Below are 13,276 nucleotides of genomic sequence, written 5' to 3'. Positions count from 1 at the left end.
TGCGTCCGATGTTCGAAGAGGTGTATTTTATTTACCTGCAAAGGGGCGGTTTAAGCCCATTTTTTTATCCTGATTTATTCTGCTATTCCCGGCTTATTCCATTGTGTCTACACGGCCCCACTTGACTAGCTGACCGCGCGTTACGCCGAGTTGATTCGTTGCTTTGAGCGTCTTCCAGACCTGTGTTCCCGTTATATTCCCGGAGATAGCACGGCGGTACAGTTCCAGAACTTCCTTGACCTTCTCCGGCGATTCCTCCAGGAATTCTACCCGGTAGGAACGGACGCCCAGCTCCAGGAAGTGATTCAAGTACTCCGCGCCCGACTGCTCAATGGCATTGTATACCGTATTGCGGCATCCTTCGTCCACTCGTACGGGGTGAGACATGCCGATCCGGTCCTGCAGCGATGCCCGGTGGTCTTCACACGGACGGCCGCAGTTCGTGAAGTCGGTTCCCTCGCTCATGAACGTACAGTACACACAGTGCTCGGTGTGGAACATCGGCATATGCTGCTGAATAACCATTTCCAGCTTGGACGTATCGGTGCGGGACAGCATATCAACCATCTGCTGGATGTTCAGGTCATACGACGGCGTGACCAGGCTGCAGCCCGCGTCTACAAACAGCGAAGCAGTTTTGTGATTGGCGATGTTCAAGGAGAAGTCCCCAATCAGCTCCGGACGATAGTCTTCCGTGGTTTCCGCGAGGTACTTCATGAAGAAATACATCGCACCCGTATTACGCACAAGCACCGCATCGGGACGCAGCTTTAAGATGTTGCGGAAGTAGCCGTTCTCTCCAGGCATATGAATGCGCGGCGTCGCCAGCGCAATCTTCTTGCCGGCAGCATGAGCGGCCTCCACAGCGGCCGGAAACTGCTTGATGAACTCGAAATCGGCGTAGATCATATCTACGTCGGTTTCGACAGCCGCGAGCACCTGCTCGATGCCGCGGCATAGCGCGGTGAGGCGTACGCCGTAAGGCTGGCCCGCATGCCCGCCAGCCAAAGCAGCCTCACTGCCACCGGCTGCAGCGGACGCCTGCGCGTCTTCCTGCTGCGGAGCAGCATCCCCGCGGCCGCTCATGCGGCGCTCTTCAGCGCTCACCGGTATTTGAAGCACCTGCTCGTCGGCGTAGGCGTCGACATCGCGCTTCATGTAGCTGCGCGGCTTCTGACGTTCGGCCTCGAGCAGCTCTACCGCATGGCGCCGCAGCGCATTCAGCTCGCGCATCGGTACGATCACATCGCCGCCGAGCTGGACGTCCAGGCTCGCGAGCTCGAAGATCGTACCGCCGAGCCGGCCCAGCTGCTCTGCGAGCACTTCCTCGCCGAGCGGACGCTTCAGAGCCGCTTCGAGCGCGGCTTCCGTCTCGACGAAGACGCTGTGGCCCGCAGACGGGTCGCTCCACCACGTCTTCAGCGGCTGTCCGGCTGTGCCGGTTACGCGCACATGCACCGGGAACGTACGATACGGCTTCTCCGTCTCGTACGTCTGGCGCAGCCGCTTGTCCAGCGCCGGATCACTGGTCTTCCAGATCCGGTCGCCGACGCGCACGCGGCCAAGATCCACGTCGCTGCGGCCCGGCACGATCTCGATGATGCCGCCTTCGGCTTCTCCTTCGATTTTGGCTCCTTTGCGCCGGATGTCGTACACACGGCCGCCTTCTTCTTTCTTCGTCGGATCGCCGGCGTCGAATACGATACCGTCGCCGCGCTTAAGCGGCGCCTCGATCTCGCACAGCACCGCGTCGCGCAGCACCTGCTTCACACGGCCGAGGAACACGCCGCGGCTCTTGGGAAATGTTCCATCCACGAGCTGCTTGTTGTTCGTCCCCTGCAGGAAGCCGGTCGTAAATCCGCGCGAGAAGCTCTGCTGAAGCTCCCGGATGTCTTCCTTCGACGGCTTCTCATCTTTGCCTTCGAAGTACGCGTCAATCGCCCGGTTGTATTTGCTAACCACGTTGGCTACGTACTCGGGACTCTTCAAGCGGCCCTCGATTTTGAACGAGGTTACACCCGCTTCGATGAGCTCCGGTACAATTTCAATCGCGGCGAGGTCTTTGGGCGACAGCAAGTAGGCCACATCACCCATCGGTTTAGGATCTCCGTCGACGATCAGATCGTACGGCAGGCGGCATGCCTGCGCACATTCTCCGCGGTTCGCGGAGCGTCCGCCCCACATTTCGGATGTCAGGCACTGTCCGGAATAGGACACGCATAGTGCGCCGTGCACAAACACTTCCATCGGCAGCTTGGCCTGGTCTCCGATGGTCTTGATCTGCTTCAAGTTATTCTCCCGGCCGAGCACGACCCGTTCGATATCGAATGGTTTTGTAAATTCCACCGCTTCCGGTGAAGTAATCGTCATCTGCGTCGAACCGTGAATCGGGAAATCCGGCGAGATATCACGGATCATTTTGACAAGACCAAGATCCTGCACGATAACAGCATCCACGCCCGCATCCACACAGGCTTCGATCAGTTCCTGCGCATCGCGCAGCTCGTCCTCAAACACGAGGATATTAAAAGTCAGAAATCCTTTGACGCCATATAAATGAAGAAACGACATAATGTCGGACAGCTCATCCATCTTAAAATTGTGCGCGCGAGCCCGGGCATTGAATTTCTCAACCCCGAAAAAGACCGCATTCGCTCCGTTAGCTACCGCCGCTCTCAGGCAGTCCCAATCACCCGCAGGGGCCAGCAGCTCTATATCTTCTCTGCGTAAAGATCGCATGATTCAAATCCTTTCGTTGTGCAAATCAGGTTACATAACTAGTGTACCTTTGCCCAGCCCCGACCGCAACCTGGAATAAGCGTTTCCGGCCTGCTTTTTATAGCCATTTTACCAGAAAAGAACCCGTTTGCTCTCCACATGTAAAAAGCTGTCCCGCCGGCAGTGAAATGTGCCAGGGAGACAGCTTCTCATACGAGTAAGACGGTTCACGCGGATTACGCGCAGGATAAGTTCAAGAACGAAATTCAATATCATACGAATTCAAGATACGTGTTCCGAATTCTAATTCAGTTGATTACATAGCTTTTTCTTGATTAATGAGGCAGGTCATTCGAGACGATGGTTTGCAGATTCCGGTTGCTATCCGCTTCCAGTTCCCAGAACATAGCTCCGCGAAGACCTTTTGTTTTGATAAATTCATTTTTCAAATGAATGGATGCTTCGTCCTCGTATGCGATAAAGATTTTGCTAGTCGGATTGTAAAGATAAGGCGTCTTGGTCGCATCGTTCCAGTAACGCGTAAAGCCGTTGCCGCCGACTGTATACTTGCCGCTTGCATCCTTTGTCAAATACCCTTTGTTCTGCAGGTAAGAGAAGTTGAAAGTCGAACCGTCCGAGCCTGTAGTAGCACCTCCGGTACAGTTCTGATAGAGACCGTCGCCTTTGGCGCCCGCGTTACATCCATTCCAGCCATAGCCGTAGAAAGCTTCTCCCACGGTAAGTTTGCTTGCCGGAATTCCTTTGTTGAGGTAGAGATTTACGGTAGATTCCACATTAAACAGCGTCGCTCCGGAAGGATCGCTTGGATCCTTGTACAGGGCGGACGGGATGTTGCTCACATTCTCCCAAGGACCATGATAATCATAGGTCATGATATTAATCCAATCCAGGTACGTCGCTGCCTGGGAGAGCCAGTTCGACGTTCCGCCTGCATCGTTGAGGAATGACTGGTTAGCAGACGAAGCGATCGTAATGTAGTAACGCTTGCCGTCCTGCTGTCCAGCCGTATCGAGCTGCTGACGCAGCGTTTGCAGCAGGAGCGTGTAGTTGGCTTTGTCCGCAGTACGCTGGCAGGTTTGGCCTGTCGCGCAAGGAACGCCGATGGAGTTCGGATATTCCCAGTCAATATCGATGCCATCAAAATTGTACTGACGCAAGAAGGATACTGCAGATGTTGCAAAGTTCTGGCGGGTTGCCGGATCTGCTGCCAGATTAGAGAATTGATTCGACCATGTCCAGCCGCCTACGGATGCAAAAAGCTTCAATTTCGGATTTTGAGTTTTGAGCTGTGCGAGCTTCTTCAAGCTCTCGTAGCCGCCGCCTCCACCGTTATCGTCCACATACGGATCGCCAAGAACGATTGCACCGTTCGGTGCGTTATTGGCCACGCCATTCCCATCTTGGCAAGGCCACGTATTCTTATTCGGATTCTCCGGATCGGTAGACGGGTTACCGTGTCTGCCGTTCCAGCAGACGTCCAGGAAAGCATAGTTGATGACCGTCATTTTGGTCGGATCGATGTTAGCCACCGTAAATTCAGGTGTATTATAAGAAGTCCAGCTTGGGAAGTAAGCAATGATCTCATTATTTCCCGCAGGCTGGGCCGTTGTCGTGGCAGTTACCGCCGCACTCGCAGGCGATGCGTTGCCCGCTGCATCTTTAGCTTTGACGGTAAACGTGTAGAGCGTACTTGCTGTCAGACCCGTTACGGTGTAGCTAGTACCGGTCACGGCAGCTACCAAGGCTGTGCCCTTGTATACCTCGTAGCTGGTAACCCCGACATTATCCGTCGAAGCCGTCCAGCTCAGAGCGACCGAGTTAGCTGTGACAGTACCTACGGTAAGCTTCGTTGGCGCTGTTGGAGCCTGCGTGTCCGGAGCAGTCGTCGTAACGGTGACCGCATTGCTGCTCGCGGAAAGATTGCCAGCCGCATCTTTAGCTTTTACCGTAAAGGTATAAGATGTGTTGGCCGTCAGCCCTGTCACCGTGAAACTGGTGGAGGCCGATGAACCTGCCAGCGTAGTTCCGTTGTAGATGTTGTAACCGCTTACACCTACATTATCAGTAGAAGCCGTCCAACTCAGAGCGACTGAAGCTCCTGTTACTGCCCCTGCTTTAAGGACTGTAGGGGCGGTTGGGGCTTGGGTGTCAGGAGTCGGCGTACCGGTTTGCTTCTTCCATAAAGCAGGCACATTCGAAGGTTCCCAGCCCGTTAGTGAAGTATGCCCCTGTATGCATTCATAATTGCTGCCGCTGTATGTGACAACATCCCCCGTCTTATAAGCGGTATTGGGTGCCCATGGGTTAGCACCTAAAGCAGTCAGCGGTAAAGCCATAAGAAGCAGTAGTACGACCAGGCAAAATGCGAGTCCTCTTTTGGTTTGTTGAGCCATTCGTTAATTCTCTCCCTTCAAAATTGTACTTCCATCATAAGGCCTGAATTCGGGCCTCAGAATCCGCTTACACCCTCCCGATCAGCAGTCAGCCTTGTTTAACCGATGCCAATGACTTGTTATGCCCCCCCCCCTTTGCCGGTGCCCCCGTGAAAGTAAAGCGCTTTAACTTTCAGGCACCACAATCTGCAGCCACTGCAACTGCAAACAACAAATGTCCGAGTGCGGTGGCGGCGTCTTTAGTATAATCAATTCGACTCCTTCCAGTAATTCCCTTCTATTTCCATAAAAACATTTTTCTCCAGTTTCCATCCCCTGCCCCGGCATTGATTTTTTTTCCGAGTTTAGGTAAACTAAGGCCAACTGCATACAGTGCGGCCGTGAAGGACCAATAGTACCTGATTTTCCTTCGATGTTCAGCGATCTGGGGATGGTGCAAGCCCAGGCAAGGAATCAGAGAAAAGGCAGTCCGGAGCCGCGTGCGGAAAAGTGGATGCGTCAGCCTGACATTCTCGGGCGGATCTTCTGTCAGCCGGGAACACATGTCCTGCATAAGACGAAGATTCGCGAGATGTCACACCCTGCTCACTTGGCAGAGGCGGCGGATCAACTAGGGTGGAACCGCGGGTGCTCAAGCTCTCGTCCCTAGGCATGTAGGATGCCTGTGGGACTGGGGGCTTTTTCGATTGTCCGCGGACGGCGGTCTGATACGGATTACGGCAGCCTGGAGTTTTGAGAGAAACTCGGCCTGCCCGGCTCGCTGCAGTTCAGTCTGGAATTATCCCCCCTTCCCGGCAGGCATAACGGCCGCTAGCGCCGAAGGACACACAACCGATTATCCAATCAAAGGAGCGAATACTAATGAGCGTAAACATGGAGCAGATCGTAGCACTCGCCAAGCACAGAGGCTTTATTTTCCCGGGTTCCGAAATTTACGGCGGTCTCGCCAATACTTGGGATTACGGCCCGCTGGGCGTAGAACTTAAGAATAACGTCAAACGTGCATGGTGGAAAAAATTCATCCAGGAGTCTCCTTACAACGTGGGACTGGATGCCGCTATCCTGATGAACCCGCAAGCATGGGTTGCATCCGGCCACGTGGGCAACTTCAATGATCCGATGATCGACTGCAAGCAGTGTAAAGCACGCCACCGCGCCGATAAAATCATCGAGAACGCCTTAGATGCCAAAGGCATCGAGCTTGTCGTAGACGGCCTGTCTTTCGATCAGATGAAAGCATTGATGGATGAGCATGAAATCGCATGTCCCGACTGCGGAAGCCGTGACTTTACAGATATCCGCCAGTTTAACCTGATGTTCAAGACCTTCCAAGGCGTAACGGAATCCAGCTCCAACGTCGTGTACATGCGGCCGGAAACCGCACAAGGCATCTTCGTTAACTTCAAGAACGTACAGCGTACGATGCGCAAAAAACTCCCGTTCGGCATCGGCCAGATTGGTAAGAGCTTCCGTAACGAAATCACGCCGGGCAACTTTACGTTCCGTACGCGTGAATTTGAACAAATGGAACTTGAATTCTTCTGCAAACCCGGGGAAGATATGAAATGGTTCGAGTACTGGCGCGCTTACTGCCGTGATTGGCTCCTGAATTTGGGTGTCAAAGAAGACAGCATCCGTCTGCGTGACCATTCCGACGACGAGCTGTCCCACTATAGCAATGCAACAACGGACATCGAGTACCGCTTCCCGTTCGGCTGGGGCGAGCTCTGGGGCATTGCGGACCGTACGGACTACGACCTCAAACAGCACATGGAGCATTCCGGCGAAGATTTCAACTATGTTGACCAAGAAGCCGGCAATGAGAAATACGTTCCTTACTGTATCGAGCCTTCACTTGGCGCGGATCGCGTAACTCTGGCGTTCCTGATCGATGCATTCGAAGAGCAGAAGCTCGAAGGCGACGACAGCCGTACCGTGCTGCATTTGCACCCGGCACTGGCACCTTTCAAGGCAGCTGTATTCCCGCTGTCGAAGAAGCTGTCCGAAGGCGCGCAAGCGATCTTCTCGGACCTGGCGAAGAGCTTCATGGTCGAATATGACGATACCGGTTCGATCGGCAAACGGTACCGCCGCCATGACGAAATCGGTACACCTTTCTGCATCACATACGATTTCGATTCCGAGCAGGACGGACAAGTGACGGTCCGTGACCGCGACACGATGGAACAGACCCGTATGCCGATCAGCGAATTGAAGGCGTTCATTGAATCCAAACTTCAATTCTAATTGATCCTGCAGCTGCCTATAAACAGGAACAGCCCTCCAAATCCTCTATTCCATAGAGTTTGGAGGGCTGTTTGTTTAATTACGGGCAGTAATATTTCACAAGCCTCTTATTAAAAAAGCCGCAGATCCTGACACACCGTAACGGTGCGAGGTCTGACGGCTGATTTAACAAGCAGTTAAGGAAGGAACCGCCTTGCGGACAAGTTCTTATAGCCGGGAGCAGACAAGCTACAAGTTGTCTCTACCCATTAACTGGCCTTGAAATCTATACTTTAAACTTGGACAAGGATTCGCCGAGCTGGTTCGACACCTCTTCCAGTTGCCCGGACAGACGGACAAGACCTTCGCTGACACTCTGCTGCTCGCTGCTGAGCGAAGCAACTTCCTCGCTGGTCGCGGACGATTCTTCCGCAACGGCGCTGACATTGGTCATCGCATCCGCAAGCGTAAGCTGGGAGGCATTCAAATCTGTGATGGAGCCGGATACTTCATCCAACTGGATAAGCAGGTTGTCCATCTGAGTCTTCACATCCGAGAACATCTGGTTCGCTTCTTCAACCGATTCCGTCTGCTGACGGAATAATGGATACGCATCGGACAATGCTCTCACGGTGGCATCCATTTCACGCTGAATCTCTTCCGTAATCTCCGCCACGCTGACAATCGAGCCTCTCGACTGATCGGCGAGATTACGGATTTCGCTGGCTACCACCATGAATCCTTTACCTGCCGCTCCGGCACGGGCAGCTTCAATTCCCGCATTCAGGGATAAAATGTTCGTCTGCGCCGTTATCTTCGTCAATACATCAAGAATTTTACGGATAGATCCAGTTGTCGTTTTGAGACGGTCTACACGTTCTACCAGTGATTGCGTGAGCTGCTCGCTCTGCTTGGTCTTCTGAGTGAGGTCATCCATCTGCTCTATGCCCCGCTCACTCATCTGCTGTACCTCGGAGGTTGCTATCGCCATCCGGATGTTCTTCTCGATGACATACTTCATTTGCTCCGAGATTTGCGTACTAAGATCATTCCCGTTCTCGGCCGCAACGGCAAGGCTCGTCGCCCCGCCCGCAATATCTTCCGTCGCCGTCGCAATTTCCCTTGCGGACAGAGCCGTCTTCTTGGAAGCATCCGTCAGATCGCGGGCGGTCTCCATCACCTTATCGGCAGAACGGTTGGTCTGGTTCACGAGATCTGTAATTTTACTCATCATCCCGTTAAAGCTTTTGCCTACCTGCCCGATCTCATCGGCCCGCTGCGTGAACAAAGTACGTACAGCCAGGTTGCCCTTCTCGCCCTCATTCATCAATTGGCCCAGCTCAACGAGCGGCTTGCCGATCATCCGGCTCATCAACCAGCCCAGGACGATCGCAAGCAGACCGGCGATAATGGCAACCCACAAGGTCAAGTTGAAGATAGCATTGGCGCTTTTTGTAATTTCGTCAATCGGTGCATAACCGTATACGACCCAATCGGTATGACTGCTTGTATTAAATACAACGAGATCATTCTCTCCCGCTTTACCCAGCGTTGCCTGGCCTTCCTTCTGGATCTTCTTATCGGCTTCATTGACCGGCAGTTTAATGTCGGCTTCCTGGCCGATTTTCCCCAGATCACCGAGAACCATCCACTGATTCTGCTGATTTACGATCTCGATTCTGCCTGTTTCGCCGATTTTAATCTCTTCAAGCTGCTCGTTTAAATATTGCGTCTTAATCTCTATGAAAACGACATAATTCCCCTTGCCCGCTGAATCTTTAATAAGTCGGGCAACGGAAAACGTAGGAAAGTTCAATTGAGAGAAATACCCGTTTATTTTGGAATCCATCCAGACGGGTCTTCCGTCTTCCTTCACGGCTTTTTGAATAACCGCCTCATTCTCCTTGACCAGAGACTCCTGCATAAAACCGGCAACCTTGCCGTTTACATCGGCCGGAACTACAAAAATGCCGGCGATTTTCTCATCTGTCCGGGAGTACTTCTCCAAAGCCGTGTTGATGCTCATACGGGTGGAAATAGCTTCCGCATCACTCAGATTACCGAGGAGCTTCTCGGTATTGCTTGTAATCGCTTGGTCGATCATAATGTCGAGCGACATTTTCTCATAAGTCTTGAAGATGTAATCGATTTTTTTACTAGTCTGAACCACTGTCTGATAAGCTGCCTTCGATACTTCCTCTTCTACGACACTCTTGGAAGTCTGGTACGACAGGGTTCCCACAATCCCTACCGCGATCAGTATACTTAAGAAAAAGATTATGAACAGTTTCGTTCCAACTGCTTTCATTAGAGGGACTCTATTGTCTCCCCCGCCTGATGAAAGCGATTCGGGCTGTGCCGGCTTCATGTCTCTAATTCTTGTTTGGAGGCTCTGAGAAGCACCTTGCATTCCCTTGGTCAGCTTTTCCTTCCACTTTTTTTCCATAGCAACTCCCCATCTGCAGTTTGTAAATAATCATCTTCTTTATATATCGGCGAGTGCGACTCCATTTATGAACATGTTTTTCGGTATTATCTTTCTATTTGCACTCCCCCTGCACCACTCTGATGCAGACCGATCCCCTCCGTCTCTTAAGTTAACAAACCCCGGCAGAAGTGCTATAATGGCATGGATCATACACATAATTGAGGGATGAATTTGTCGAAAAAACGTTACACTGCAGCAGTGTTTGGTATAATCGCTCTGCTTGTACTGATCGGCGCAGCCGCTGTCCTGACTTCCAAAAAGGAAGAAGTGCGCCTTTTGTATGCTACGAATGGAGATCAATTCGATACAGCGGCATTCGGACAGTTCCAGCAATCTTTAGCAGCAAACTTGAAGGTAGAGCGGAAGCCGATCGGCACATTGTCGGACCGTCAGCTCGGTGCTTACGACGCCGTTGTCCCGGATACCGGACTTGCCAATATCCCGGATAAAGGCTACCTTAGGAAACTGCAAGATTATGTGGAAAATGGCGGCCATCTGCTACTCGACAATAGTTTCGCCAGCATGTTTCCTGCGGACTTCCTGGGTGCCTATCAAACCAAGCTTATAGCTCCCCAGACCAAGCCCAAATTTGAATACCCCGCAGTCGGGACCAACGTTCAAGGCTTGCAGGAAGTCATGAAGCTGTTCAGTGATAATTTCTTCAAAAGGGAATCAATGGACAGCATGCCCGGGTTCTATTGGGGCTACGGTCTGGACCCTTCGACAGCAGAGCCTCTGGTTATGCTCGACGGACAAGCCATTGTGGCCCGCAACAAGTATGGTAAAGGTACGGTGCTCTTAACCAGTACGTTCCTCCCTAACCGGTATTTCATAACGGGTTATGATTTGACCAGCGGTATGGACCCTAAGCAGGGGTTCGGCAGCCTCGTCACTCAATACAACAAGAGCCGGCAGCTAGATCCCGGCACGACTTATTTTGACAAGAAAGACTTGAAACTGGAGCCCTATTTCCACTTTGCCTTCTCGTCAGCGGGCGCTCAGCTGCGTACCGAATTCGTGTCATATGTATCCAAGGAAATTTACGGCTACAGCGCCACCAAAATACTCGGTCCTTACGGACGGCCCGCAATGGCTTACCAGAATCATTTTGAAGCGATGCCAGCGTTCAAGAATAAAGAAGGCATTCAATGGGCCGAGCTGACCAAGAAATACAATCAGATTCCCTCGTACTCCCTTGTCCGCTCCGCATTCTACTGGGGACAGTGGAAAGAAAGCGCCACGGTGCAGCTCAACGAGGGGACCAACGAGAAGCCGGCGTTCAGCGGCGAGAAGCCGGCATCCTATTACAGCAGCGGCATGCATCTGCAGGCTGAAGGCGGGCCTGTCCGGCTCGCGGAATATCCGGACTACCGCTCGCTTGCGGATGCTTTGGATAAGCCGCACCGGCTCGTACCGGCGTTCGCCGATTTGAACGGAGACGGACGGGACGACCTCCTTGCCGGCAGCAGCGACGGATACATCTATATGTATCCGAATCTCGGCCAGAAGCCCGAGATGTACGAGCGCGACTCCGCGCCGGCTGGCCTGAAGCTGCCGGACGCGTACGGCAAGCCCGAGAAGCTGCTGCTGGACGGCGGACAGCCGCTGCAGACAGGCCCGCATGCTTCCGTGCATGCGGCGGACTGGAACGCTGACGGTCAGATTGACCTCATCGTCAGCGACTCTACCGGGGCCGTGCGGATCGCGCTCGGCCAAGGCAGCGGGCGGTTCGCTCCGCTAACCGCCCTGCAGGACCCCGCCGGGCCCATCCGTGTGCCCGGACCGGCTGTGGCCGCCGTCGGCGATGTCGACGGCGATGGTACCGCAGACCTTGCCGTCGGTGACGCGGACGGCAAGGTCTGGCTGTACCGCGCGCCGCAGGCAGGCGCGCTGCGGCTCTCCGCCGCCGCCGAACTTGTAAGCGTCGGCGCGAAGTACGCCGCGCCGTCCGTCCGTGATATGGATGGCGACGGCAGAGCAGACCTCGTTGTCGGCAGCAACGAGGGAGATCTTCGCGTGTTCCGCCAAGAAGGCGGCGGAACTTGGACCGACCAGGGGACGGTAAACGGCACCACACTGAATCAGATGGGGACCAATGCCCTGGTCGGAGGACACAACTCCGTGCCGGTGTGGCACGACGTGAACGGCGACGGCGTCATCGACCTCATCGTCGGACAGCTGGAATTCGGTTCTCCGGTTCCGCTGGATTCGCCGGATTTCCCTTACAAAGAACAGCTGCAGGAGTTTCTGCAATATACCAAGGACAATCATCTGGAATTGTATCCGCACGTATTCGTCCATAATTTTTTCAGCGATGACCAGGAAAAGAAAGAACTCGCCTTGCATAAGCAGGCGTTCGGTAAGCTCGGGATTCCGTGGGTAATGCCGGGAACGAACCAGCATACCTGGCGGATTAATTTCCCGGACCGGCTGCAGACGCTTAACAATGAGCGGGATCAGGATATATGGTTCAATTTCGGCTTTACACCGTCCCATACGCCTACCGAGCCGCGGCTCGGCACCGATTATATATGGGGGCTGCCGTTTCTTCTGGAGGACGCTGACGGAGGCAGCTCCGGGGAGCCCATGCTCATCTACACGCCGGCTCCCGTGCTTCGCAAAGAAGGCGCGAACTCCACAACGGACATTTACGATTCCTATGTGAAGAGAGATATGCCGATTGATTACTTCGAGCATATCGAATATCATTTCCCGGATCGTGTAGGAGACCTGGAAACCTTCGCTTCTTATCTGGATGAAATCCGTACTCAGCATGATTACAACTTCATGACGGAGCCCCAGATGGCGCGTTCGTTCCTGGCGACTTTAACAACCCGGATCACGGTCAGCCGTAGCTGGGCCGATTATATAATCGACAACGTCAAAGACCGCCTGTTCGACAAAGGCCTTCATCTGTCTCTCCGGCTGCAAGCGGACACCTCCGGTGTTCCGAAACAGGCAGCTGAATATACGAATACGCCTGGCGTTGTGATCGAGAAAGGCGAGAAATACGCGCCTTACTCCCTGGCTGCTGATGCGGTCGTGTACACGGAGCAGAAGGGCAAGCTCTATCTTGGCCTTGGGGAGGACGCAGAGCTTCATATCGGCAAAGGAGCCGAGCAGGCACATATTGTCCGATCTAATGTGCCGTTCGCGCTGGACGCAGGACAGACCGGCATTTGGAAACTCGATCTTCAGGCTGCAGGCATGCAGCAGATCAAGATCTACAGTCCACAGGGTCTATCGATTCCCGGAAACCCTAAGGATGTTGAGATTAGGCATGACGAGAAGACAAGCACGTACACAATAACCCGCTACGGGGACAAAACTTCCCTTTCCATTTCTTTGGGAAACCCCCAATAATGAAGTTAGCTCTACATGTTGCCGTTGCAGGCATCAGAAGCGGAAGCTCTGATGCCTGACAACTTTC

At 53.5% G+C, this 13,276-nt stretch carries 5 protein-coding genes; 2 read left to right on the top strand and 3 right to left on the bottom strand.

The features are described 5' to 3' along the window. Positions 1-93 precede the first annotated feature (93 nt). Both AR333_RS21835 and AR333_RS21830 read right to left on the bottom strand, forming a co-directional pair. A complete protein-coding gene (locus AR333_RS21835) occupies positions 94-2,739 on the bottom strand; it encodes a U32 family peptidase (protein ID WP_068777492.1) in 2,646 nt (881 codons plus the stop codon). 314 nt (positions 2,740-3,053) lie between these two features. Continuing rightward, positions 3,054-5,132: a glycosyl hydrolase family 18 protein gene (locus tag AR333_RS21830; RefSeq protein WP_068777491.1), complete on the bottom strand. Its 2,079-nt coding sequence runs from the start codon at positions 5,130-5,132 to the stop codon at positions 3,054-3,056. Positions 5,133-5,993: 861 nt separating this feature from the next. On the opposite strand from AR333_RS21830, the gene AR333_RS21825 reads away from it, so the two are divergent. Then, entirely contained in the window at positions 5,994-7,379 is a 1,386-nt protein-coding gene (locus AR333_RS21825; protein ID WP_068777490.1) for a glycine--tRNA ligase, read from the top strand. A 265-nt stretch (positions 7,380-7,644) separates the two neighbouring features. On the opposite strand, the gene AR333_RS21820 is transcribed toward AR333_RS21825, so the two are convergent. Next, complete coding sequence (locus tag AR333_RS21820; RefSeq protein ID WP_068777489.1) at positions 7,645-9,804, bottom strand: methyl-accepting chemotaxis protein; 2,160 nt, start codon at positions 9,802-9,804, stop codon at positions 7,645-7,647. Positions 9,805-10,011: 207 nt separating this feature from the next. Between AR333_RS21820 and AR333_RS21815 the strand changes: the two genes are divergently transcribed. Continuing rightward, the gene (locus tag AR333_RS21815) at positions 10,012-13,209 is read left to right on the top strand and encodes a VCBS repeat-containing protein (RefSeq protein ID WP_068777488.1); all 3,198 of its coding nucleotides are present in this window, start codon (positions 10,012-10,014) and stop codon (positions 13,207-13,209) included. Positions 13,210-13,276: the final 67 nt, after the last annotated feature.

It is taken from the genome of Paenibacillus sp. FJAT-26967, from assembly GCF_001541095.1.
GTDB lineage: Bacteria > Bacillota > Bacilli > Paenibacillales > NBRC-103111 > Paenibacillus_F.
The sequence above is the reverse complement of the archived record's forward strand: the minus strand, read 5'-3'. Positions and strand labels throughout refer to the sequence as shown.

Coding starts and splice junctions, on each gene's coding strand:
- AR333_RS21825 (WP_068777490.1), top strand. CDS start 5,994: ATGAGCGTAAACATGGAGCAGATCGTAGCACTCGCCAAGCACAGAGGC.
- AR333_RS21830 (WP_068777491.1), bottom strand. CDS start 5,132: ATGGCTCAACAAACCAAAAGAGGACTCGCATTTTGCCTGGTCGTACTA.
- AR333_RS21815 (WP_068777488.1), top strand. CDS start 10,012: ATGAATTTGTCGAAAAAACGTTACACTGCAGCAGTGTTTGGTATAATC.
- AR333_RS21820 (WP_068777489.1), bottom strand. CDS start 9,804: ATGGAAAAAAAGTGGAAGGAAAAGCTGACCAAGGGAATGCAAGGTGCT.
- AR333_RS21835 (WP_068777492.1), bottom strand. CDS start 2,739: ATGCGATCTTTACGCAGAGAAGATATAGAGCTGCTGGCCCCTGCGGGT.